This window comes from Allocoprococcus similis (assembly GCF_054660775.1).
In genome coordinates this window covers 92,906-118,411 of record NZ_BAAHSG010000006.1, presented here as the reverse complement: position 1 = coordinate 118,411, position 25,506 = coordinate 92,906, and the positions used below count along the sequence as shown (strand labels likewise).

At 44.2% G+C, this 25,506-nt stretch carries 22 protein-coding genes and 1 riboswitch; of the genes, 1 reads left to right on the top strand and 21 read right to left on the bottom strand.

Features of this window, described 5'->3' with window-relative positions; all coding sequences use genetic code 11:
• Position 1: 1 nt before the first annotated feature.
• From cobM to ACYQ5K_RS02945, 16 genes are all read right to left on the bottom strand, one after another.
• Positions 2–778: a precorrin-4 C(11)-methyltransferase gene (cobM, locus tag ACYQ5K_RS03020; RefSeq protein WP_178025035.1), complete on the bottom strand. Its 777-nt coding sequence runs from the start codon at positions 776–778 to the stop codon at positions 2–4.
• The gene (cobI, locus tag ACYQ5K_RS03015) at positions 775–1,512 is read right to left on the bottom strand and encodes a precorrin-2 C(20)-methyltransferase (RefSeq protein WP_178025033.1); all 738 of its coding nucleotides are present in this window, start codon (positions 1,510–1,512) and stop codon (positions 775–777) included. The genes cobM and cobI overlap by 4 nt, the downstream gene beginning before the upstream one ends.
• Positions 1,513–1,531: 19 nt before the next feature.
• Complete coding sequence (cbiD, locus tag ACYQ5K_RS03010; RefSeq protein WP_173688942.1) at positions 1,532–2,668, bottom strand: cobalt-precorrin-5B (C(1))-methyltransferase CbiD; 1,137 nt, start codon at positions 2,666–2,668, stop codon at positions 1,532–1,534.
• 9 nt (positions 2,669–2,677) lie between these two features.
• Positions 2,678–3,205 (bottom strand): cob(I)yrinic acid a,c-diamide adenosyltransferase, encoded by a 528-nt coding sequence (locus tag ACYQ5K_RS03005; protein WP_173688941.1) that lies wholly within the window; start codon positions 3,203–3,205, stop codon positions 2,678–2,680.
• A complete protein-coding gene (locus ACYQ5K_RS03000) occupies positions 3,195–4,301 on the bottom strand; it encodes an ABC transporter ATP-binding protein (RefSeq protein WP_173688940.1) in 1,107 nt (368 codons plus the stop codon). Before ACYQ5K_RS03000 ends, ACYQ5K_RS03005 begins: the two co-directional genes overlap by 11 nt.
• Positions 4,302–4,303: 2 nt before the next feature.
• Positions 4,304–5,341, bottom strand: a complete 1,038-nt coding sequence (locus tag ACYQ5K_RS02995) for a FecCD family ABC transporter permease (protein WP_178025029.1) — start codon at positions 5,339–5,341, stop codon at positions 4,304–4,306.
• Between the two features lie 15 nt (positions 5,342–5,356).
• Positions 5,357–6,562 carry an ABC transporter substrate-binding protein gene (locus ACYQ5K_RS02990; RefSeq protein ID WP_178025026.1) on the bottom strand — a complete coding sequence of 402 codons (1,206 nt, stop codon included), beginning with the start codon at positions 6,560–6,562 and terminating at the stop codon, positions 5,357–5,359.
• Between the two features lie 85 nt (positions 6,563–6,647).
• Positions 6,648–9,515 (bottom strand): hypothetical protein, encoded by a 2,868-nt coding sequence (locus ACYQ5K_RS02985; RefSeq protein ID WP_459777255.1) that lies wholly within the window; start codon positions 9,513–9,515, stop codon positions 6,648–6,650.
• Positions 9,516–9,792: 277 nt separating this feature from the next.
• Positions 9,793–9,987: riboswitch (cobalamin riboswitch) on the bottom strand.
• A gap of 299 nt (positions 9,988–10,286) precedes the next feature.
• A complete protein-coding gene (locus tag ACYQ5K_RS02980) occupies positions 10,287–11,987 on the bottom strand; it encodes a [FeFe] hydrogenase, group A (protein WP_173688936.1) in 1,701 nt (566 codons plus the stop codon).
• A 12-nt stretch (positions 11,988–11,999) separates the two neighbouring features.
• Positions 12,000–13,868: an NADH-quinone oxidoreductase subunit NuoF gene (locus tag ACYQ5K_RS02975; protein WP_173688935.1), complete on the bottom strand. Its 1,869-nt coding sequence runs from the start codon at positions 13,866–13,868 to the stop codon at positions 12,000–12,002.
• The gene (locus ACYQ5K_RS02970) at positions 13,858–14,343 is read right to left on the bottom strand and encodes a complex I 24 kDa subunit family protein (RefSeq protein WP_022220742.1); all 486 of its coding nucleotides are present in this window, start codon (positions 14,341–14,343) and stop codon (positions 13,858–13,860) included. The genes ACYQ5K_RS02975 and ACYQ5K_RS02970 overlap by 11 nt, the downstream gene beginning before the upstream one ends.
• Positions 14,344–14,596: 253 nt before the next feature.
• Positions 14,597–15,520 carry a LysR family transcriptional regulator gene (locus tag ACYQ5K_RS02965; RefSeq protein ID WP_173688588.1) on the bottom strand — a complete coding sequence of 308 codons (924 nt, stop codon included), beginning with the start codon at positions 15,518–15,520 and terminating at the stop codon, positions 14,597–14,599.
• Positions 15,521–15,582: 62 nt separating this feature from the next.
• Positions 15,583–16,344, bottom strand: coding sequence for a precorrin-6A reductase (gene cobK, locus ACYQ5K_RS02960; RefSeq protein ID WP_173688587.1), 762 nt, complete (start codon positions 16,342–16,344; stop codon positions 15,583–15,585).
• A complete protein-coding gene (locus tag ACYQ5K_RS02955) occupies positions 16,341–17,399 on the bottom strand; it encodes a cobalt-precorrin 5A hydrolase (protein ID WP_173688586.1) in 1,059 nt (352 codons plus the stop codon). Before ACYQ5K_RS02955 ends, cobK begins: the two co-directional genes overlap by 4 nt.
• Positions 17,400–17,404: 5 nt before the next feature.
• Positions 17,405–17,743 carry a cyclic-di-AMP receptor gene (locus ACYQ5K_RS02950; RefSeq protein ID WP_173688585.1) on the bottom strand — a complete coding sequence of 113 codons (339 nt, stop codon included), beginning with the start codon at positions 17,741–17,743 and terminating at the stop codon, positions 17,405–17,407.
• A gap of 141 nt (positions 17,744–17,884) precedes the next feature.
• Positions 17,885–18,571: an ABC transporter ATP-binding protein gene (locus ACYQ5K_RS02945; RefSeq protein ID WP_274597651.1), complete on the bottom strand. Its 687-nt coding sequence runs from the start codon at positions 18,569–18,571 to the stop codon at positions 17,885–17,887.
• Positions 18,572–18,789: 218 nt separating this feature from the next.
• On the opposite strand from ACYQ5K_RS02945, the gene ACYQ5K_RS02940 reads away from it, so the two are divergent.
• Positions 18,790–19,944 carry a double-cubane-cluster-containing anaerobic reductase gene (locus ACYQ5K_RS02940; RefSeq protein WP_173688584.1) on the top strand — a complete coding sequence of 385 codons (1,155 nt, stop codon included), beginning with the start codon at positions 18,790–18,792 and terminating at the stop codon, positions 19,942–19,944.
• Between the two features lie 64 nt (positions 19,945–20,008).
• Here ACYQ5K_RS02940 and ACYQ5K_RS02935 read toward each other — a convergent pair whose 3' ends face one another.
• The 5 genes from ACYQ5K_RS02935 to pepT form a co-directional block, all read right to left on the bottom strand.
• Entirely contained in the window at positions 20,009–21,400 is a 1,392-nt protein-coding gene (locus tag ACYQ5K_RS02935; RefSeq protein WP_459777254.1) for a peptide MFS transporter, read from the bottom strand.
• Between the two features lie 230 nt (positions 21,401–21,630).
• On the bottom strand, positions 21,631–22,320 hold the full coding sequence (locus ACYQ5K_RS02930) for a GntR family transcriptional regulator (RefSeq protein ID WP_173688582.1): 690 nt from the start codon (positions 22,318–22,320) through the stop codon (positions 21,631–21,633).
• Positions 22,321–22,528: 208 nt separating this feature from the next.
• Complete coding sequence (locus tag ACYQ5K_RS02925; protein WP_173688581.1) at positions 22,529–23,845, bottom strand: M18 family aminopeptidase; 1,317 nt, start codon at positions 23,843–23,845, stop codon at positions 22,529–22,531.
• Positions 23,846–23,871: 26 nt separating this feature from the next.
• Positions 23,872–24,153 (bottom strand): hypothetical protein, encoded by a 282-nt coding sequence (locus ACYQ5K_RS02920; protein WP_243259145.1) that lies wholly within the window; start codon positions 24,151–24,153, stop codon positions 23,872–23,874.
• Between the two features lie 81 nt (positions 24,154–24,234).
• Positions 24,235–25,452, bottom strand: a complete 1,218-nt coding sequence (pepT, locus tag ACYQ5K_RS02915) for a peptidase T (protein ID WP_173688580.1) — start codon at positions 25,450–25,452, stop codon at positions 24,235–24,237.
• Positions 25,453–25,506 lie beyond the last annotated feature (54 nt).

Sequence of the window (25,506 nt, the reverse complement as noted above, 5' to 3'; positions counted from 1 at the left end):
TTTACACATTTCCTGCACCTTCTTTTCTTTTGCCCTGTCTGAACTCTGTTGTAAACTCCGGATGATATAAAAGTGATCGTTCATATTCTCCGCCAAGCACCTCACCAACCACAATCAGTGCTGTCTTTGTAATTCCATTCTCCTTTGCTGTCACCGCAAGCTCCTTCACCGCACATCTGCACACCTTTTCATCCTCCCAGGTTGCCTTGTAGACGATCGCCGCCGGAGTCTCCGGCTGATAACCGCCTTCGATCAGACGCTTTGACAATTCTTCCAGCATCCCGGTACTTAAAAAGATTACCATCGTTGCCTGGTGCGCTGCGAAACTTTCAATGGATTCTTTTTCCGGAACCGGCGTTCTTCCTGCCATCCGTGTGATCACCACAGACTGTGAAATCCCAGGAAGGGTGTACTCCGCATTCAGTGCAGATGCCGCTCCGCAAAAGGAACTGACTCCCGGGCACACTTTATAAGAAATATTCTCTTTTTCCAGAAGATCCATCTGCTCTTTGATCGCACCATACAGACACGGATCCCCCGTATGCAGCCGGACAACTTTTTTCCCCTGCTTCTCTCCGGAAATCATCACTTCCATCACTTCTTCCAGCGTCATCTTCGCACTGTTGTAGATCTGACAGTCCTTCTGACAATTCTTAAGAAGCTCCGGATTTACCAGCGAACCGGCATACACCACAATATCTGCTTCCTCCAAAAGCTTCTGCCCCCGTACTGTGATCAGATCCACAGCACCGCTTCCTGCTCCAACAAAATGAATCATTTTTCTTTCTCCTTTGCTATTACAATCGAAAAATATCCCGCATCTTCCGGTATTTCTTCTGTGCATTTGTAAATTTTTTCTCCATCCAGTCCGCAGTTCATGACCATTTTCGCCTGCTGTCCTTCCTCTTTCAGAACAGCTTTGACCTGCGCCATCTTTTTCCCGGTCTTCATAAGAACCTTCGTCCCCGGAAGCTTCAGCTTTTCTTCAATCCCGTAGGACGCCGGAAAGACATGCAGCTCCTGCCGGTTCTCCACAAGCGGGATCTCCAGCCTTGCTGCCACAGCACAAAAAGACGGAATCCCGGAGAATATCTCCCCCTGATATCCCATCTTTTTCAGTCTTTTATAAATATAAATTCCTGTCGAATACACGGTCGGATCTCCAAGCGTCAGAAAGACCAGATTCTTTCCTTCTTCCAGAAGCTCTGCCGCCCTTCTTGCACCCTCATCATGTATCTCTTTCAGGAGCTTTTTTTCTTTGATCATTGGCATGGGAAGATAAAGCCGCAGCTTCTTTTTCGTCTCCGGCTCTGCCTCACACGCAATTCGATATGCCAGACATTCTTTTGCAAATGTCTCTTCTTCTCCCTCTTCCAGTTCCGGTTTCTTTAAATCCGGACTGCCGATTGGGAGAACCAGTACCTGACATTCTTTAATCGCACGGATTGTCTTTATTGTCACAAGTTCCGGATCTCCCGGACCTACTCCTGCAAGATCAAATCTTCCTGCCATTTTTCGTCATACCTTTCTTTTATCCAATCTTCTTCCTCAATTCATCTACAAGCGACGTCTTCCCCAGAACCCCAAGCTCATCGGAAAACATCAGCGCCCCTACCTTCATCTTTTCTCCGGCACGCTTTGTCAGGTGATACTCGATCTTCTCCATCACGGTCCGCATCGTCTCTTCCAAAAGCCCTTTTGCTTCCAAAATTTCCAATGCTTCCTTCGTCGTAAAACACTCCATCAGAGCACAGACTGTCTCCCGGTCTGCCCCTGCCATTGCCGCATGGACGGCAAGCACTTCCATTCTTGCATCTGCCTGTCTGGAATGAGTATTCATTACACCTGCAGCGATCTTGACCAGCTTTCCGATATGTCCTACAAGCAGCAGGCCATCCATCTTCAGCCGCACGCCGTCATCAATCGCATCCCCGATATAATTGCTGCACTTCACCGCAAGCTCCTGGTCATATCCAAGCGTCTGCCTTAGGAAATCATTTCCATAATTTCCCGGTGTCAGATAACAATACCGGTGACCTTCATCACAAAGTATCTTCATTTCCAGGAAAATAGTCTGCGTCAGTGCCTGTTCACTCATCGGTTCTACGATCCCGGATGTTCCGAGTACCGAAATCCCGCCTTCGATCCCAAGTCTTGGATTAAACGTTTTCTTCGCAATCTCCACGCCCTCCGGAATATAGATCAGAACGTCCGCACCGCCATCCCATTCATATTTCTCAATCTGGCTTTGCACCGCTTCCCGGATCATCTGCCGTGGCACTTTGTTGATTGCTGCCTCTCCGGCTTCCTGCTCCAATACCTTCCGGGTAAAGCGCCCGACTCCGATCCCACCATCTAAGGTCATTCCTTTTTCCTTTTTTTTCGTGATCTTGGCGTAAACGAAGATCCCGTTCGTCACGTCCGGATCATCTCCGCTGTCCTTCTGAATGGCACAGCTGACAGATTCATTTTCTCTTTGGATCTCTTCTACTTCCAGATACAGTTCGATCCCTTTCGGCGTCATAAGAGATACCTGGCGGACTTCCTCCCCTGAAAAGAGCATTGCCGCTGCCGCCTTTGCCGCTGCCGCAGCACAGCTTCCCGTTGTGTATCCGCACCGCAGTTCTTTTTGATTTTTCCACACGACCTGCATCTTGTCCATTTCCATTTCGTCTCCTTAGTATTCGATGCCTTTCCTTGCCCGGATTCCTTTTTCAAAAGGATGCCGTACCATCTTAACTTCCGAAATATAATCTGCCAGCTCCAGGATCTCATCTGACGGATCCCGTCCGGTCAGAACCACTTCCAGATTGTCCGGTCTGTCTTTTAAGAACTGCACCGCCTCTTCATTCGGGATCAGTCCATACCGGTATGCCGCCATAAATTCATCGATCACAAGCATATCATAATCCCCTGTGCTGATTTTTCCCCGGATCGTATTCCACAGCCTGCCATACATCTCTCGGACTTCTTCCTGTTCCTTTTCGGAAAGTGTCTTAAAAAATCCATAGCTTTTTTCCAGATGAAGTACCTCGATCTCCGGGATCTGATCCAGAATCTTCAATTCTCCTGAAAATTCATTTTTTAAAAAACGGGCAAACAGAACCCGCATACCGCTTCCAGCTGCGCGAACTGCAAGCCCCGTTGCCGCCGTCGTCTTTCCTTTTCCATCTCCACAGTAAATGTGCAAAAGTCTATTTTTCATATGATTCCAGCTTTCCCATTTCTTCTGCAAATACAAGCAGTTCTTTCATCTTCCGGTTGGTTGTCCCAATCACAATTCCTGCATTTATCACCTTTTTACACTGCCTGATCATCTGCTTTGCCCGTTCAAATGCACGGTCACTTACCGGCTCAAATGGCTCTTCTTCGATTACGCTGACCGCCAGATGTTTTGCCAGATGATAGTCGATATCATTAGTATACAGGATTCCTGCCGAAAATGGAATCTTTGCTTTCTGAAGGTTTCGGTAAACAGGGATTCCACAGCCTCCGCAAGAGATCACAAATACTTCAGCCTCTCCTTCTGCCTTTGCAAGCTCCACACTTCCGAACACCGGATCAAAATGCCCGTTGTCGATCTCATAAAGTTTCTGGATAAAATCTTCTTTAAAAATCGCCTCCGGCTCTCCATAACCGAAAATCGTATCTCCTTTAACGCAAAGGATCTTGTCCGAGATCTTCTGTGCCAGATCGATCTCATGAAGTGACATAATGACCGTGATCTGCTTTTCTTTCGCCATATTTTTCAAAATAGTAAGCAGCTCCAGCTTATAACGGATATCCAGAAAAGAAGTGGGTTCATCCAGGATCAGGACCTCCGGTTCCTGACAGATCGCCCTGGCCAGAAGGATCCGCTGTCTCTGCCCGTCACTGATCGCCTCAAAACTTTTTTCTGCGTATTCTGTTGCATGGACAATTTTCAGTGCTTCCCGTGTCTTCTTTTCATCTTCACGGGTTAATATCCCGAGCCGTCCCGTGTAAGGATACCGTCCTGCTGCTACGACCTCATAGCAGGTCATCAGCTCCGGCTTTGCCCGCTGTGTCAGCACCACTGCCATCCTGGTTGCAAGCTCTTTGTAAGATAAGTCTTTCAGATTCTTTTCACCGATCGTTACCTTACCTCCAATGAGCGTAAGCTGCTTGGTAATACTTCTTAAAATCGTAGATTTCCCAGAACCGTTTGGTCCGATCAGTGTCAATATCTCACCTTTTTTAATCTCTGTACAGATATCATGGATCAGTACATTTCCATGATATCCGACAGAAAGATCTTTCATCTGAAAATAGCTGTCACTCATATTTATTTCCCTTTTCTTCCTTTTATCATCATGAAAATTACGATCGGTGCACCAAAGATCGAAGTCACGGTACTGATATTCAGCTCCAGTGGTGCAAATGCCATACGCGCGATCAGATCACATCCCATACAGAATACCGCCCCGCCAAGGAATGTTGCCGGTATTACAACCAGCGGTTTTGCCGTCCCGAGAAGATGCTTGATCAGGTACGGAACTGCGATTCCAACGAATGAGATCGGCCCTGCAAATGCGGTCACACATGCGGAAAATACACTTGAGAGCAGGATCAGAAGCACCCGGAACACACGGATATTGACACCCATGCTCTGCGCATACATTTCCCCAAGCTGATACGCTCCGATCGGCTTTGACAGAAAAAAGGTAAGGATCAGTGTGATTCCTACCATAAGCGCTGCTACCTTTACATTGCTCCAGCTCATACCGGAAAAGCTTCCCTGTGACCAGCCGTGCAGATTCACGATATCTGAATCCTCCGCAAAAGTCACAACAAAATCAGTTACTGCCGAGCAGATATAACCGATCATGATTCCGCCAACCAGAAGGGTTGCCATATTCCGTATCTTCCTTGCAAGAAGCAGGATAAATCCGATAGAAAGCATGGATCCGGTAAATGCTGCAACAATCAGTACATAGGATGATACAGAGGTATAATATTTTAAAAAGATGATCATCGCCAGAGCGACCATCATCTTTGCCCCCGAAGAAATCCCCAGTACATAAGGACCTGCGATCGGGTTGGAAAAAAATGTCTGCAATAAAAATCCGGAAAGGGCAAGCGCCCCTCCCAGAATCGCTGCCATCAGAACACGCGGAAGACGGATTTTCCAGATAATGTTCATCTGCACCTGTGTTCCTTTTTTCAGAAACAGGATCCGTAAAATCTCAGGAACCGAGATCTGTACATTTCCGGTATTGATGTTCAGCACTACGATCATGCAAAAAGCTGCTGCCAGCACCGCAAATACTCCCAAATATCTTGTATTCCTTTTCCAGTTATTTTTCATTCCTGCCTGTCCCATTTTCTTCTCCGTTTTCTATTTTACATGGTATAAAAATGTCATCTTGCTTTCATCGCCGCCTGTCAGCATCAGATTCATATCCGTGATCAGTTCCCCGACGATATCGGTTGCCTGATACAGATATTTACCGGTACACCATACATTTCCTTCTTTGACTGCTTTGAAATCAGAAAAAAGTGCATCTTTTTCTTCCAGATCCTTTACACTGTTGATTGGATTATCAATACTTGAATTATAAATCAGATAATCTGCATCCGCCGCCTGTGCGTAAAACTCTTCCATTGTAAGTTTTACTGCTGAAGTATTACTGTCATCGCCGGTCAGATCATCGAATACATATCTTCCACCGGCAAGTTCGATCATTTTCGGAATATAATCATCACTTCTTCTTACTACCACCGTTCCGTCACTGCTTACATAGAAAAATGCAACCGTCTTCTCGGTATTCTTAAAATCTTTGAGCGCATCGACATTTTCCACCTGCTTTTCAAAAAATGCATCCGCTGCATCTTCTTTATTCAGCATTGCTGCATAAAGTTTGATCCATTCCGTTCTTCCAAGAGGATGCGATTCATAGCTGGACCGGTCGATCATCACCGGGATATCCAGAGATTCGATCATCTCCTGTACCTTCGGTGTGTGAAGGATCATGGTCGATTCGATGGCAAGATCACAGTCCTCATCTACCAGCATCTCATAATCCGGTTCACTGTATTTCCCGGCAAATTTCATTTTCCCGTCTTCCATCGCTTTGACCGCATTCTCAATGTACCATCCGGAAGCCTGGGTACCTGTCATTGTGATATTATCCAGAGAATCTATCGCATTAAAAAGTGCCATCGCAGATGTCGCCGCAAGATAAATATGATCCAGCGGCTGCTGAAGGATCACGTAATCCTCATCAGCTCCATCCGGCACATCCTGGTCCTCCGGGACGACCAGAAATTTTGCATCGTCTTTGATATCGATCATCTTATAGCCGTCTTTGTAGTAATATACCTGAAAACCTTCGGCGTATTCCAGATCCATCGTGGATTCATAGGTGAGTCCGTCAATCTCCGGACCTTTTTTTTCTTTGGCACTTTCTTTCGTACTGCTGCTTTCTGTTTTTTTTGTATCTGTTGTATTCTTTTTCGTCTGCCCGCATCCGGTCAGTGCTGCCGTCCCAAGCAGCACTGTACTTAAAAGAATACACCCCAGACGCATCGTTCTCTTTTTCATTTTCTACCTCTGTATGTAACAAATATGGTACATGATCTCTTTATCTGCCGGAAATTCCGTCTGATTTTCCTTTAAAATCATGTATCTAGTTCTCTGTAGCAGAATCCGCACTGTCTGTCAGGCCAAACACTGCCTCGTAAACCTTGCTCCACTCTGCTTTTGCATCATCCTTTTCCTCATCTGCTGACCGGTCAACGATCATCGGAACATCCAGAAGAACAAATTTTTCTGCCAGCTCTTCGTATCTCTTCTGCTGATCCTCTACAGACATTTTCTTCTCGTTCTTTTCGTCCGGAAGAATTTTATTTGAAAGAATCGCAAGATCACATTTGCTCTTCATCAGCTTTTTGTTTTCCGGTTTCTTATAGGTTCCTGCATAGATGATCTTCTTGGCTTTCATTGCTTTTGCAATGCCTTCTACCTTACAGTTCTTCTGTTTTACACCTACTGATGTAATCTGGTCTGTTGCATTCAGCTTATCCAGGATTTCCAGTACTTCCTCAGAACCTACATATGCAGACTTCTTTGGCTTCTGGATCACGATCATTTCTTTGTCCAGACCTGCCGGAATCTCTGCATCTTCCGGGACGATCAGATAACGGACGATCTTTGCTTTGTAAAGCGCAAGCTGTTCTTCCTGTGCCGGTGTCAGTCCGGAATCTGCAGTGTCTTCTTTATCCGTACTTTCCTTGCTCTTGCTGTCTTCTTTTGCATCCTTCTGTTTCTGGTCGATTTCAAGAAGGGTAATGCCCTGATCATAATGATAGATCTTGAAGTACTCTGCATGCTCTACCTTTGTCTCAGACTGATAAGAAAGTCCCATGATCTCCGGCGCTTTCTCATCCAGTGTATCTGCACTTAAATTGGTCTCTCCACTTACTGTAGTTCCGTCTGCTTTTGCTGCAGCACTTAAGTAAATGAAAATCGAATAGCTGATTTCATGCGCTGTTGACATCTTGGTTGTCATACCGATGATCGTATTATTTTTATTTAATTCTACCGGAATAACAAATGTAGACGTACTGCCGGTTGCTGTCGGATAATAGGTATTTCCATTCGCCTTTACATAGCCATAAGAACCACTGCTAAATACAATGGTAGCATATGCCTGACCGCCTGTCACGGTAATCTTGGTACAACTGATGCTGACCTTTCCGGTTCCGCCTGACCAGGAGAATTTATCCGGTGTATAGACACCGTCTGCAAGTGTTGTTGCACTGTTTACACGGGCAGTTCCACCATTTAAATCTGCCTCGTATTTGGATTCTTTGTCCGGGATCTGGTTTGTTCCTGTATTGCCGGAAATGGTGCCGGTTCCGGAGTTGGTGTTCTGGCTGGTGTTATTTCCCTGGTTAGTGTTGCCATTATTATTGGTATTTCCATTTGCTGAGCCATTGCTGTCCAGATTTTTCATGCCTGCTGAGGCGAATGTAATAACATAATCATACCATTTCTTTCCTTTTTTGCCATATGCCGCGATCTGAATTCCTGTATCTAATAAAGAAACTGGAACTGTAAAAGTATGAACCCCATTCTTTTCTCCACAAGATATCCTCTTTGACGGATCAGCAAGCATTGCTTCTGCAGAGTTTCCCATATATACTTGCGTATATCCTGTTCCACTTAAAGTAAGTTCTGCAACCATCTCTCCGTTTTTGGATGTAAGAGTACAGTCTGTTACTTTGAACATAACCTGTTCTCCCTTAAGTGTTTTCGTGTCTACATTTACTTTATAAGTTCCATCACTTACCTGAACATATTTACTCATTCCTTCTGTCTTGAATGTTAATGTACGATCATACCAGTTACCACTTTTTTCCCCATGCGCTGCAATCTGAATCCCAGTATTCATGCTCTCCACTGGCACTGTAAATACATATTTTCCTTCTGCGTTTACAGAATACCCAATCAGTTGATCTTCCGAAGCACTTGCCGCAGCTTCCTTACTTCCCATATATAACTTATCGTATCCGGTTCCACTAAGTGTAATATCTGCCTGCATTTTACCACCAACAGAAGTCAGTACGCAGTTCACTACACGAAACATTCCACTATCTGAAACTGCATCAACATCCACCACATATTTTCCAGTATCCAGTACATTCTTGTCCTCATTTCCCGGTTTCTGGTTTTCGCCGCTTCCGGTTCCCGGTTTGCTCTCTCCTGAATTGCCTCCCTGTTCAGGATTTTCTGTGTCGTCTTTTTTATTTTCTGCTGACGATGAGATATGAAGCGTGTAATCTCCGTCTGCTTTCCTACTCACCCAACCTCTCTCTTGGCTATGTGGTACAAAGGCAACATCCGTTCCATCTGCTGACAATGGAAGTTCAAACGTAAATAAATACCCTTTGCTTGTTCCCGTTCCAACTATCGCCTTTTCGTCTTTCCGTTCAACTGTATCAGCTTTACTTCCAATATAAATTTTATTGTAAGTTGTATTCTCTGTTTTTATCGAAACTTTCAGGTGATCATTTTCTTTTACAACAGAAGACAGTCCAACCTTAAACATTGCAAAATCACTGGTAACATTTTTCGCTTCCTGCGCCTTCACTTCCCCGGCATTTCCCGCTGTTTCTTTCGACTTAACCTTCTGCTCCTCTGCAGCCTTCTCTTCGCTTTTTCCGTCTTCGCCCGCTTCTTTCTTCTCTGCCTCGGTTACATTCCCTGTTGTCGCATTTTCTCCTGCTTTCGGCTCTTCCTGACTCTTCTGATTCTCGTCCGTTCCCTGCCCGGCAGTCGTTTCTTCTTCCTGTCCAGTCACTTCTTCAGCCGGCTGCCCTGTAGCATCTGCCGCACCAATTTCCCCGTCCGTTACTTCTACGGTCTGCTGACCTGATTCTGTATTTTCTACTCCTGCTACTGCACTGTCCTCAGCGTAAGCATAAGAAACCGGTGTAACCGACATTGCAACTGCCATGAAAAGTGCAAGAAACTGTTTTGAATCTCTCTTCATAATCTAACTCTTCCTCCTGATGTCCTGATCTTCTGTCGCTTGACGGCTCGATGATGTACATTCGCCAAATTCAGCTCCTTGTGCAAGCACAAATATGCACTTGACTCATCGTATGCACAAAAAAATCTGCTTCCTTTTTCCTGAAAGCAGACTTCACCTACACCCTCTGCCACCGGAACTATTCTCCGTATATATGGCAGCACAAAAATCCTGCTTTCATACTCTGTATGAAGCAAGATATCATTTCTTTGTGTATGTAAACGCGCTTTCATCGGAAGCAATTTACTCTCTTTCAGCAGGTCTCCTGGCTTATGGATCTTAACAAAGCTGCACCTTCTCACATTTTTATGCAATGGCATGCCGCCGCTTTGCTCCTCATTTACAGTGACCGGATCGCTCAGGACTTTCACCTGATTCCCTTTTAAGCCGACCAGAAATTTTTCTGTCGGGCACTGAAAAAGTACCTTTATTTTTTCTTACTCACTATAACAGATATGTTTCTTCTTGACAAGAGTCATCTTTCCTGGTTTTTTCCCCTGTTTTTTCCGAACCCCATTAAAAATCCCGGAAGTTTTTGTTTCAAAATCGGCACCTTAATGACTATATGTTTATAATAATTTCATACCGCTCTTTTACATATTTATATATAGAAAGCGAAGGGTATCGAAATAAGCAAAAAAGTACCAGTGAATGTATGGAAATTCTCTAAAATGAAACAATGCAGCCGCCAGATCGACGACTGCATTGTCTTATGCTCTTTTTCATACAATTTTATTTTTTCGCTGCCTCAAAATTACGATGAAGTAATTCGTGGGTTTTACCTTTCAAAAGTCCATCATATAATGACAGAATCAGCGGATTCTCGTTCGACTTCTTGATCTGCGTATTGATATCGGTATCATACAGACCTTTGCTTCTGGCTACCCTGCTTCTCGGACCTGCCGGGACTGGCTGTCCGCCGCCCATGATACATCCGCGCCTGCATGCCATAACCTCAACAAAATCATAATGTACTTCGCCCTTCTGGATCTTCTTCATCAGCGCATCTGCATTTCCAAGTCCACTGACAACAGCTGCATGGATAGTACGTCCGTTGTAATCAAACTCTACTTCTTTCAGCCCTTCTTCTCCACGAACTCCACTGAATTTGATCTTATCCATTTCCACACGGTTATGTCCTTCACGAAGGCGCCTCAATACGGCTTCTGTCACACCACCGGTTACTCCGAAGATCACACCTGCACCAGATCCGATACCAAACGGCATATCGGATGCTTCGATCTCCAGATTTTCAAAGCGGATACCGGATTTCCGGATCATTGTGATCAGTTCTGTTGTAGTCAGTACATAATCAATATCCTGTTTTCCATTCGTAGAAGATTCCGGTCTTAAAATCTCTTCTTTTTTTGCAGTACACGGCATGATCGATACAGAGACAATTCTCTTTCCACCATTCTTTTCCGGATCCTTATAGTATTCACGTATCACAGAACCAAACATCTGCTGCGGTGAACGACAGGTTGACAGATTTTTTGCCAGATCCGGATAACGGTTCTCACAGAATTTTACCCATGCCGGACAGCAGGATGTAAATAATGGAAGGTTTTCTCCGGATGCAAGTCGTTCAAGAAGCTCTTCAGATTCCTCGATCACCGTAAGGTCTGCACCATAAGAAGTATCATAAACTTCATCAAATCCTAGGCGGTGCAACACATTGACGAGTTTTCCCATCACATTTTCCCCTCTCGGAAGACCGAACTGATCGCCGACTGCAACCCGGACTGCCGGTGCGATCTGTGCGATCACCTTTGTATTCTTATCTGCAAGAAGATCCCAGATCACTTCGATATTGGTATTGATACTGATCGCACCCGTCGGACAGACAACCCTGCACTGTCCACAGTTTACGCAGTCTGTCTCTGCAATCTTTTTGTTAAATGCCGGCGTTACCAGAGCCTTCGTTCCCCGGTATGCAAAATCAATCGCATTAACAGATTGTACGTTGTCGCACATACGGACACAGTCACCACAGAGAATACATTTATTCGGGTCACGCACAATTGACGGTGAACTGAAATCCAGTGGATACTGTTCTTTTGTATTTTCAAATCGGACGGTTGTAACACCCATACGGTGTGCCAGCGACTGAAGCTGACATTCTCCACTCTTGATACAGGTTGTACAGTCTCTGCAATGTGCAGCAAGTAAAAGCTCCAGGATCATCTTACGATATTTCATAAGACGCGGAGTATTTGTGTAAATGACCATCCCATCTCTTGGCGGTTCTGAACAGGATGCAAACGTCTTTCCTCTCTCATCTTCTACGGTACACAAACGACAGGCTCCATACACAGACAGTTCTGAATGGTAGCAGAGCGTCGGTATATCTATATCTGCATTACGGATGACAGAAAGTACATTCGGCTCATCTGTAAATTCTACCTTCCTTCCATCTATTGTCATATATCCCATGACTCATTCCTCCTATTTCTCGATATGAATTGCTTTAAACGGACACTGTTCCATGCAGGCTCCGCACTTGATACATTTCTCCTGATTGATATGATAAGGAGATTTCAGCACGCCTTCAATTGCGCCTGCCGGACAGTTTCTTGCACACTTTGAGCAGCCCTTACATATCTCCGGATCGATCTGGAATTTACGCAGATTTGAACAGACTCCTGTCCGGCAGCGTTTCTCGTTGATATGTTCCAGATATTCCTCTTCAAATGCATTCATGGTACTGATAACCGGCTTCGGTGCGCTCTTTCCAAGTCCGCAAAGTGCCGTACTTTCAATCATATCTGCCAGTTCACGAAGCTCGTCCATATCGGATGGTTTTCCATTTCCTGCCACAATACGCTCCAGGATTTCAAGCATTCTCTTTGTACCTTCACGGCAAGGAACACATTTTCCACAGCTTTCTCTCTGTGTAAAACTCATGAAGAACCTGGCAACCTCTACCATACAGGTATCCTCGTCCATGATAACCAGACCGCCCGAACCGATCATTGCCCCGATCTTCGCCAGTGAATCAAAGTCCATCTTACTGTCCAGCTGATCTTCGGTCAGACATCCACCGGACGGACCTCCGATCTGTACTGCTTTGAATTTCTTGTCATTCTGGATTCCACCGCCGATGTCATAAATAACTTCGCGCAATGTAATTCCCATTGGTACTTCGATCAGTCCCGTATTTCTTACATTACCGGTCAGTGCAAATGCTTTCGTTCCGGGACTCTCCGGTGTACCGATTCCTTTGAACCAGTCTGCACCATTTATAACGATCATCGGAACATTGGCATAAGTTTCTACGTTATTAAGAACAGTTGGTTTTGCCCAGAGTCCCTGCTCTACTGTACGTGGCGGTTTTACTCTCGGCATTCCACGTTTTCCTTCAATAGACGCAGTCAGTGCACTGCCTTCTCCACAGACAAATGCACCTGCACCACGGTTGATATGTAAATGAAAACTGAAATTGGTTCCTAGAATGTTGTCTCCTAAAAGTCCGATTGCCTCTGCCTGGCTGATCGCTGTCTTCAGTCTTTCAATCGCAAGCGGGTATTCTGCACGTACATAGATATATCCTTCCTGTGCCTGTACTGCATATGCCGCGATCATCATACCTTCAATCATACGGTGTGGATCGCCTTCCATAATGCTTCGATCCATAAATGCACCCGGGTCACCTTCATCACCATTGCAGACCACATAGCGGAGCTTTTCTTTCTGAGAAGCAACCTGCTGCCATTTTCTACCGGTACGGAATCCGGCACCTCCACGTCCACGCAGATTCGAATCATAGATTGTCTGGATCACTGCTTCCGGTGTCATCTCAAAGAGTGCCTTTTCGATTCCGGCATAAGCACCGACCGCCATTGCACCCTCAATATGCTCTGCATCGATATGTCCGCAGTTCTTCAGTACCAGTCTGGTCTGCTTTGCGTAGAACGGAATCTCTTCCTGTGACGGATAAGTCACTCCATCCATCTTGTAGAGAAGTCTTTCTACCGGTCTGCCACCCAGGATTGTTTCGTTATAAATCTCTTCGCAGTCTTCCAGTTTTACTTTAATATATAAATAATTATATGGCTCAATTCTTACCAGAGGTCCCATCTCACAGAAGCCATGACATCCACTCTTCATAACCTTTGTATGTGCGATTTCTTCCCCGATCTTTACTTCTACCCCTGTATGATCTTTTGTCAGTTCTTTTAACTTTTCATAAATCTTGCCTGATCCACTTGCCAGACATCCGGTTCCCCCGCAAACCAGTACTCTGCAGTCAGCCGATTGTTTCTTCTGACATTCAATACGATATTCCTTCAGTTCCGTTCTGTTTTCAATTTTCATTTTCTTCACCTCTCAGTTCTTCAAGAAGTTTGATTACCTTCTCCGGTGACATCTTCGGATGTACTTCATCATTAACCGTGATCGCAGGTGCAAGTCCACAGGCACCAAGGCAGGATACAGTCTCTACCGTAAAAAGCATATCGTCTGATGTATGCTTGTGCTCATTTAACCCCAGCTCTTTATACAGCGCTTCCAGAATCGGAATGGATTTACGCACATGACAGGCTGTTCCGTCACAGACCTTGATCACATACTTTCCTTTCGGTTCAAATGAAAAATTCTCATAAAAACTTGCCACACTGTACGCTTTTGCCTCTGTAATCCCGATCTGTTTTGCAACATAGGTAAGCAGTTCCGGTGGAAGATAACGGTATTCCTCCTGAATATCCTGAATGATCGGTATCAGTGAGCGTTCCTCCCTTGTATGCATGGCAATGATCTCATCCGTTTTCTGATAATAAGATGCATCTAACATTCCATTTCCTCCTTCGTCATATTGTACATTTTCTTCTTATTATTCTATTATTTTTATGACATTATAACATACATCTATAGTTTTCGTTTATACGTTTCATATATGATAGCTATATATTTTCCAATATATGATAATATAAGAGTAAAAAGTATTAGTATTTATGAATAGACGGATAAATGTGTACCCAGCTCCTCAAATGCACAAAAAAAGCAGAATAGATATATCTTGGTTCGATATATCATTCTGCTCTCATTTACATCATTTCACGAATTGTTTCTTTTAAATGCTCAATAAATTCTCTTTCATACAATTTTTTCTGATAACCCTTTTTGTAGATCAGCACATCCCGGATCATCTGTCCGGAAAATCCGGCATGCTTCTGCACCAGATTGTACTTTTTCCTTATTTTTTCCGGTACTGGCGATACCCACATATAACTGTTTTTTACTTCCCGTAAAATATCAAACTGACTTCCCCTTTCAAAAATATAAATTTTATTGTGTGGATGAAGCGACTCTCCATTCTCACTCAGCTCAGTGTATTCTCCGGTCGGAAGTTTCCAGTCCCCATGCAGGATTTCCACACCATCTTCCAGTTCTTCTCTTGTCTTTAACTCCCTCTTTGCAAGATCACCATCCGCAGAAGTTAGGATCACATACGGAAGCTCTGCTAAAAGTTCTGCATTCAGTCCTTTCAGATCAAGAAGCGACTGAAAATAAGATTCATTCTCGCACAGATACCGGATGATCCCCATAGAATACCCGTTCTGCAACACATTTTCAATGGCATGCATAGAACTATTTTCCTGAAATTCTGCTTTGATCGCCGTTTCCTTGCTCTGCATTCCAATAAACTCTGCAAATGTACTGGAAATGTAACTTGCCCTCGGAACAGTAATCTTAAATGAGAGATTTTCTTTCCCCAGATCACTGCAGTCCCTTTTCATTTCCTCTATCTCGTAAATGATCCTTTTGGCATACTCCAGAAATTTCTGTCCTTCTCTTGTCGCCTTAACCCCTTTTGAGGACCGCTCAAAGATAGAAATTCCAAATTCCCGCTCCAGATGCTTGATCGCCTTACTAAGATTTGGCTGCGCCACATAAAGTTCCTTCGCCGCCTTTGAGATTGACCCACTCTTTTCGATTTCAACTACATAATGCAAATCTGTCAGATTCATCTTCCCCATCTGCCTTTCTGATCTCTGACTTTATCTCCCCATAACTATTTTCTGAACTTTTATTACAGATTCTTTTCCAGCCATTTACAAACTTCTGAAAATGTTCTGCCTGTTTCTTTTGGTCTTCCTACCGCAACAAGAACTGCCCCGGTTTCCTTTGCTGCCTGTACCTTTTCTCCAAAGCCTCCGGCTTTTCCCGATTCTTTGGTCACAAAATATTTCGCACCTGTCTGATGGATCGTAGCCACGTTCATCTCCTTTGAAAATGGTCCCTGCATTGCAATGAGATGCTTTCCTTCAAAGCCAAGCGCGACCGACTCCATAACCGCCTGCTCCGTAGAGAGGACTCTCGCAAAGCAACGCTCTTTATAATCCGTAAGCTTTGTATATTTTATCAGTTCCTTGCTTCCGGTGGTAATCAGGATCTTTCCTTCTGTATTTTGCAGATATTCCACCGCATCTTCAACCGACTGCGCCCAGATCACCCTATCCGCTTCATCCGGCACTGCTTCCATCTCCTCCCGCAGGCAACGCAGATACTTCACACCTGAGATTTCGCAGGCCCTTCTTATCTCTCCAGTCACAAGCTGTGCAAAAGGATGGGTTGCATCGATCACCAGATCGATCTGCTTTTCCTTTATCATCTCTGCCATCTGCTTCTGATCCATACGTCCAAAAAAGACTTCCGCATTCTCATGCTCTCCGGTACATTCTTTTCCATATTCGGTTGCGGCACTGACATAAACTTTTACATTTCTTCCATCCAGAAATTCCGTAATCCGCCTTCCCTCTGTTGTCCCTGAAAATATTAAAATCCGCTTCATATTCTGATCCTTACCTTCTTTTCTGCCACTGCTATTGTCACCCGGTTCATGCACTGCTTCGGCATCAGAAGCCTGCCATCCTCTCCGGCCGCAAGGATCGCCGCCCGCTCACAGACATTGTCCACACCTGTGACCTTCCGGACAAACTCCGAATGAGAGCTGACACATTTAACCTTTCCCAACTCTTCTGCTGAAAACGTGTAAAATGGAAGCTTCCACTTTGCCGCATAAGAAAGTAATCCCTCTTCTTCTTTTTTCAGATCAATACTGTCGATCTCAATAACTTCCTTTTCTGTAAATCCAAGGATCTTTTTTGCCTCATTGACCGCACTTTGGATCTCTTCTTCGGAAATCCCTTTGCGACATCCGATTCCCAGCACCAGGTTCTTCGGCGGAAGGTCCAGAATCGTCTCTTCTTCCCGTCTTTCGCCACTTCTTCCTGCAATCCGGATTCCATATGGATAGTTTCTAAGAAACTCTTCTGTTTCACATAGCTTTAATTCCTCCGGAAGCTTTCCTTCTACTGGAAATACACTATAAAATCCAATCTTTTTCCCATCCAGAACCACAGCTGAGATCTCCTTTGCCTTTTTCCGGTCTGTCAGTACCAGATCATTGCTTTTTGCAAATACATCTACCGCAAACTTTTGTTCCACATCCGTTGCTGTAGTAAGTACTGCCTGCGCATTTATTTGCTCCGAGATTTCCTTTGCAAGCTCTACAGCTCCGCCCACATGTCCCGACAGAAGCGGAATCACATAGCTTCCTTTTTCATCCAGCACCAGAACCGGCGAATCGGTAAATTTGTCCTTCACGTGAGAGGCGATCATCCGCACTGCGATTCCTGCTGCCCCGATAAAAAGCAAAGCCTTCTCTCCCCAGAGGCTGCCTATCCAGCTTTTCTTATCTTCCGGAAAAGCATGAAATCCGTATAATCTGCAAAACCGTGTCAAAGTATACACTTCGACACGGTATCCGCTTTGTATGAAATTCTCTCTGACTTTGCAGGCCATCTGACAGCCTGCATCTGTAAAACTCAAGATTACAATTTCCATAAACTTTAGTATTTCTCCATCTGCTCCACGTTCAGTACAAAAATCGTACTTCCGCCTACCTGCACATTGATCGGAACGGATGGTGCTGCGCTCATGCTGCTCTGTCCTGAGATCAATGCCGGGTTTGCATAAGTGATCGTCTTTCTTTCGCCAGAATTCTTCTTGATGATCTTAAGTGCTTCTTCTACCTTCTCATCATCCACTACGACCATGATCGTGGTATTCTTTTTCTTCAGAAATCCACCGGTTGTAGCCAGCTTTGTTACCATGTATCCGGCAATATTCAGTTCCTCTATCGTTTCCAGTTCATCATCCTTATGCAGGATTGCCATAATCATCTTCATACAAAAACCCTCCTGTCTCATCTGGCTTTTGATGCCAGATCCCTTTTTCTTTTATTTTACCGCATTTAGCTGGAAAGGTAAACGAAAATGTTGCATTTTAAAAGATTAGTTGAAATCTAAAATAAACTTTAACTTTGTGCATTAACTGTTACAATAATCTTCTTCAATCCTGCCATCAAGTATCCGGATCACCCGGTGTGCCTGACTGGCGATCTCTTCATCATGTGTGATGATAATAACCGTTCTGCCTGACCTGTGCAGTTCTTTCAGGATTTCCAAGATCTCCTGTGTTGACTTCGTATCCAGATTGCCGGTCGGCTCATCGGCAAGAATGATCGGCGGTTTTGCGGCAACCGCTCTTGCCACCGCAACTCTCTGCTGCTGTCCTCCGGACATTTCATTCGGCTTATGCTTCATCCGGTCTTCCAGTCCGACACTTTTCAGGGCTTCCATCGCAAGCTGCTTTCTCTCATTTTTTGACACCCCGCGGTATACCAGCGGAAGCTCTACGTTTCCAACTGCATCCAGATTACTGATCAGGTTGAATCCCTGGAAAATGAAACCGATCTCTTTATTCCGCACATCTGCAAGCTGATTATCTGTCATACTCGCCACATCCTGCCCGTCCAGAACATACTTGCCGGAAGTCGGTGTATCCAGACAGCCGAGCATATTCATCAGCGTTGATTTCCCCGAACCTGAATGTCCCACAATCGCAACCAGGTCTCCTCTTTCGATATCCAGATCGATCCCGTCAAGCGCACGGACTTCATTCTCACCCGGATTGTAGATTTTCTTCATATTTTCTATATGAATCAATGCCCCCATAAATGTTCTCCTTTTCTTTTCGCTCTACTTTATGTTCCTGTTTTCAATATACCTTATTTTGAATCCAATCACAATGCTATCCTCCTGGCATCATGAATTCTTAAGAATTTCCATTGAAAACATCTTTAAATTTCCTTCTTTATAAAAATTATCAATTATACATCTCGTTTAAAAACACTTATGATAAAACTATCAGTTATAAAAAAGGAGATTTGAAAATGACCAATTTAAAATTACCGGAAGATTTTGAAACCTATCCGGAAGCAAGAAAGAATGCTTTTCTGAAAATGAAAGAACTGAAAGAGTCCGGGCGCAGAATTGTCGGAGTTTTCTGTACCTACACCCCATGGGAACTGATTGAAGCTGCAGACGCAGCTGCAGTTGTACTTTGCGGAATCGGAGATGACAATATCCCGATCGCAGAGACCAGACTGCCACAGAACCTTTGTCCTCTGATCAAGGCAAGCTATGGTGCTGCTCTCGCTGACCGCTGTCCATTCTTCTATTTTTCGGACATGGTACTCGCAGAGACAACCTGTGATGGCAAAAAGAAAATGTATGAACTGATGTCTGAGCTTAAGCACTGCCATATTATGCAGCTTCCGCCAGGAAAAACAGGCCGCGGTGCGCTGGAATTCTGGAAACAGGAGGTAATCAGCGTCAAAGAAGATCTGGAGGATTTCTATCACATAAAGATCACAGATGAACAGATCCGCAAAGCGATCCATCTTCGCAACCGGGAACGCAAGGCCGTCCTTGACTTCTTTGAGATCGGACGCTTAAAGCCGACTCCGATTACCGGTTATGAGATCAACACGGTTATTTCCTCGAACGAATTCACGGTTGATCTGGAAGAAAAAATCAAATACCTGGAACACCGTACCGCCGAGCTTAAAGAGCTTTATGAAAAGGAATATAAAGGCAAACCATCCCGTCCGAGGGTTCTCATTACCGGATGTCCGACTACCGGCGTGATCGACAAAATTGTACGCCAGATTGAAGAACTCGGAGCAGATGTTGTCGGCTTTGAGAACTGTTGCGGTCCACGTGAGAAAAAAGATCCGATTGATGAGACAAAGGATCCAATCACTGCAATCGCCGAAAAATATCTTCGTGTAAACTGTTCGGTCATGAGTCCGAACCCGGGACGTCTCGAGGCACTTGATACCCAGATTGACGAATATCAGGTAGATGGTGTCGTTGAGGTTCTTCTGCAGGCATGTCATACCTTTGCCATTGAATCCGATGCGATCCGCACCTTTGTCACCAAAGAAAAAGGACTTCCGTATATTGCGATCAATACAGACTATTCTTCCGGTGACCAGGCACAGATCAATACAAGACTCGGGGCATTTATCGAAATGCTCGGTTAAAAGAAAATCCGGTGATCTTTCCTTTGATCACCGGACTTCTTTTTTCTCTTTTTGACAGAACCATTTAAGCTTCTTCTTTCCCTTCAACAAGGCTGTTCAGTTTCTTGTTAGCCAGGAAGATAAGTGCTGTAAATACTAACATAATGACTGTGATTCCAACAAATACAGGGAACACATCAAATTTTTCAATAAATGCCTGTACAAACGGGCTTAACTTGTTTGCCCCAAATGTAGAAATTGCGATAACTCCCATCAGAAGTGAGAGATATTTCTTCGGCGCATACTTACTTACAAATGCATTACGCAGCGGTGAGAAACACATCTCTCCGATTGTAATAACCGTTACAAACAGGAATGGCCAGAAAACGCTTGCTTTTACAGAAGCATCTGCGCCAACTCCGCGAACCAGTTCACATACAACCATTACTCCAAACGAAAGTCCTACAAAAAGGAAGCCAAGTGCTACTTTCTTAAACATATTCATATCGCCCTGCGGACGCTCTGCAAGTTTCTTCCAGATAGCTGCCATCACACCACCAAGAACGACACACAAAAGTCCGTTCCATGTAGTAGTAACCCATGACGGCGGAATGTCAAAAGAGCCAATACTCATCTTCACATAATCGGTCATATAAATGACAAGCGCAAGATCCTGCTGATAGTAGAACAGCCAGAAGATAACGGAGAGTGCCGATACAAGGATGATCGCTATCGTACGGTTTCTTTCCAATTTTGTAAGTGGCTGCTTGTCGTTCTTTCCATCTTCTTTCTTTTCGGTAGACCCGATCACATTTCCATTCTCATCCGTAAGATACTTGAATGGTTTCACACCCTGTCCCTGAAGGTTTTTCCAGTTCAGCACAAACCATACCAGACCAACGATGCACCAGATCGATGCCACAAAGAAGCACTGACGGAATCCAAGTACATCGCCTTTTTTGAACAAGTGGAGATACAAAAATCCGGTAAGCAGTGAACCTACGAAAGCCCCAACATTTACATAAGAATACTGAATGGAAAATGCAGCATCCAGAAGCTCTTTGTTCTGATATTGTCTTCCGATCAGAGCGTTTAAGTTTCCTTTAAAAAGACCGGTTCCAATCGATACAAGAATGATCATCAGATTGACCATTCCCGGACCTGTTGCCTTCCAGCCTACCAGATATCCGATTGCCATGATAATATATCCCAGAGAGATCGCATATCTCGCTCCCAGCCATCTGTCAGAGATAATTCCTCCGATCAGCGGTGCCATGTAGGTATACGCTGTCAGATTCGCTGCCATTACTGCCGCATCTGTTCGCTCAATACCAAGACCACCCTGTAAAGTTGCAGTGATCAGGAATAGAAGCAAGATTGGCTTTGCTCCGTAAAATGCCAGGCGTTCAAACATAAATGTGATACAACAGGCATAAAAGCCTTTTGGATGTTTTTCATTAGTCTGTGCTTTTCCCATTACTTTTTATTTCCTTTCTGTTTTGGCGACTGTCGACAATCGCCATTTCTTATAAGTAATATAGCATAACATCACCACTTTTTCAATACAGCTCATTTCTTACACTCTTTTTTTGTTATAATTCAACAAAACACAGCAAAAAAAGATGTGGAATATTACTATCCACATCTCTTCATTATTAATATTTATCCATTTACTACTATGTAAATCCTGTAACCTCTCTCTGTATCCTAGACAAGAAAATCAAATGAAAATCCTGAATCCTCTTCCGACAATCCCTGCTCTTTCAAAAGCCTTCGGATCGTTCTCATGTAATGTTCGGAAAGAACGTGACAGATCTTCTCCTTGTTCTTTTCCCTGCAGGCATCCACCAGTTCTTTATGAATCGGATACTGTCTTTCTAACACACGCTTTTTATCCGTGCTCAGGCTGAAACCCGTAACAATATTTCCATAATTCAGCTCTTTCCATGCTTTATAGAGCCTTGTCATACCAGTCATCTCTACAAGCAGTCCATGCATCTGGTTATCATAGACAAAAACATGGTCAAACTGCTCTTCATCCAGTTTTTTCATTTTTTCCAGCACTTCTTCCATCCGGCAAATGGTATCCTCCGGAACGTTTCCGCCCATCAGCTTCACTGCCATGGTTTCGTAATTCGCCCGCATAAGGTAAATTTCAAATGATTCTTCCAGTGTAATTTCTTTTACAGAGCATCCTGCATTTCTTACATATTCTATAAGCCCTTCATTCTCCAGCTGTCTAAGTGCCTCACGAATCGGAGCCCTGCTTGTCTTAAATTCCTTTGCCAGATCCTGTTCCACAATCTTCTGTCCCGGCTCCAGCTCCTGATAAATGATCCTCTTCCGGATAATATCTGCAATATTTTCCCTTAGTGTTCGATATGTTAATTCTGCCATTCCTTTTACCCAACCTTGTTACTCATTCTCTGCCATTTCGATAATCTGACACCATAATTATTATAACAGGACAGTTTCTTTCCTGTCTATAAAAAAATTAGAATGCACTCTGAATTTTACTTTTCTATCGTTCCTTGCGAAATATGCCTTCTTCCAGATTCGGAAAAACTTGCAGAGAGTTCTTCCTGAACTCCCTGCAAATACTTCTTTATACAATTTCAAACACACCATCACCTGCTGTCTTGATATGACAGCTGTAAAATTCTTTGGATGCCTCGATCAGATAACCGGTATCCTTTACACCGGAGGTCTCATAAGCCGAATGCATTGCGAGCTGCGGAAGTCCGATATCCACGGTATTCATGGATACCTGCGCCATCGCAATATTTCCCAGTGTACTTCCGCCTGCCGCATCCGAGCGGTTGGCAAAAAACTGCACCGGTACACCTGCCTTTTCGCAGATTGCCTTGAAAATCGCAATACTTACTGCATCACTGGTATATTTCTGACCGGCATGAGATTTGATCACGATTCCTTCGTTCATATAGTTACAGTTATTTACATCCGTCTTCTGCTGATAATTCGGATGTACTGCATGTGCATTATCACAGCTCAGCATAAAACTTCCGGCAACTGCACGATAGAAATCTTCCTCATCCTTTCCCAGTGCCTTATTGATCCGCCAAAGCACATCCGACAACAATGTCGATGCTGCTCCCTGCTTGGTTCCTGATCCAACCTCTTCATTGTCAAAGCAGGCAAATACATTGATATTCTTTGCATTTTCTCCTGCAAGGAAACCATTCAGTGACGCAAACGCACACTGCAGATCATCCAGCTGTGGGCAGGATAAAAATTCCTTCTCTCTTCCCCATACAGATGGCTTCATCCGATTATACAGGAACAGATCCATACCATAAATCTTCTCTTCTTCTACGCCAAGTTCTTCTGCGATCAGTTTTTTCATCTCACCTGGTTCTTTTGCCGATCCGGCAAAAACCGGAAGCATGTCTACCTGTTTGTTGATCGCACGGCCTTCATTGACTGCGCGGTCCATATGGATTGCAAGACTTGGAATCATCAGAAGATCTCTTTCTACCTTGACCAGTCTGGTCTCCATTCCACTGTCCGTCTTTACAATCACGCGCCCTGCTACCGATAACGGACGGTCAAACCAGGTAGAGCAGATCATTCCGCCATAGCCTTCTGTATTCAGAACGGTGTATTTTTTCTTCACCTCAATCTCTGCATTCTCTTTGATCTTAAAGGTCGGTGAGTCACTGTGGGACGCAGTTACATGAAAGCTGTACTCATCCAGTTGGTTTCCGACTTTAAATGCAAGAATGCTGGAATGGTTGCGGGTCACATAATATTTTCCGCCTTTTTCTATTTTCCATTTTTCCGACTCTTTCAGCTCCTGAAATCCTTCTTTTGTAAGAATATCCCGGATTGATTTTACTGCATGAAAAGCAGTCGGCGAGTTCTTTATAAATGATGTGAGTTCTTTAATTGTCTGGTTCTCCATGATGTTCCTCCTGGCATTTCAGCCCTTTATTTTCCAGATTCTTTTGCACGTTCACGCTCGGCAAACTTCGGCATGATAATTCCAAGTGCAGTCAGCACTACCGGTGTGATTACATTCATTGCAAAGGTAAATGGATCTTTGTTATACATTCCCATTATACAACAGATCAGTGTCACAAATAAACACCATCCGCCGAAAAAGTATGCGATCTTCTGATTTTTCACAAAACGGTATTCTGCCGGGATCCGGTCATATGCCTTACGAAGCGCAATGTAAGCCACAAATACCCAGGCATAACGAAGCGGCATACATACGGAATTCAGCCAGGTAAGCTGCTGAAGAACCGCTGTATGCTCAATACCTTTCCTTTAATTCTATTGAATTCCCCTTTATTCTGCAAACTGTCTAATGATATCTTTTACAATAAGGACTGCTTTATCCATTCCTTCTACCGTGATATGCTCAAATACGCCATGGAATGCATGTCCGCCTGTTCCAAGATTTGGACACGGAAGTCCTTTGAAGCTGAGTCTTGCACCGTCTGTTCCCCCACGTACCGGTGACACGATCGGTGTAATACCAGCATGCTCGATCGCTGCTTTTGCGTAATCGATCAGCTGCATGCACGGTTCAATCTTTTCGCGCATGTTGTAATAAGATTCTACAATCTCAACTTCTACTTTTCCTTCGCCGTACTTTTTATTCATCTCTTCTGCGATATCACGAAGTTTCTGTGCTCTTGCGTCAAAAGATCTGCGATCAAAATCACGGATAAAATATTTCATCTTAGTCGTTGTCACATTTCCCTGCACACTGACCAGATGATAGAATCCTTCATATCCTTCGGTTGTCTCCGGTCTTTCATTTACCGGAAGCATCTGGTGGATTTCGGTTGCAATGGTCTGTGAATTAACCATCACGTCTTTTGCCGATCCCGTATGTACGCTGACACCGTGAATAGTGATAAATGCAGTCGATGCATTGAAGTTCTCGAACTGAATCTCGCCTTCCTCATCACCGTCCAAAGTGTAAGCATAGTCAGCACCAAAACCTTCTACATCAAAATGCTTTGCTCCTCTTGCAATCTCTTCATCCGGTGTAAATCCGATGCAGATCTTTCCATGCGGAAGTCCTTCTTTGATGATCTCTTCTGCCACGGTAAGAATCTCAGCGATTCCCGCCTTGTCATCTGCTCCAAGAAGTGTGGTTCCGTCAGTTGTGATCAGAGTTCTGCCCTTTAATTCTGCAAGATACGGAAACTCCTCTACTTTCAGAATATCTCCGGAACCTTTCAGGACAACGTCCTTCCCGTCATAATTCTCAATGATCTGTGGCTTTATATTTTCCCCTGATGCATCTGCCACAGTGTCCATATGCGCAACCAGACCAAGCGACGGCTTGTCTTCGCATCCAGGAGTTGCAGGAATGTGTCCATATACATATCCCTTGTCGTCCACTCTTGCATCTGCGATTCCAAGACCTTTCATCTCTTCTACAAGCATTCTTGCCAGTACCAGCTCTCTGTCTGCTGACGGGACAGTATCGCTTGTCTCATCACTGGTTGTCCATACCGGAACGTAGTTTAAAAATCTTTCGTAAGCTCTCATGTTGTTAGGTTCTCCTTTGCTTTTCTTAGTTTCATTTTATTACAAAATTCGGAG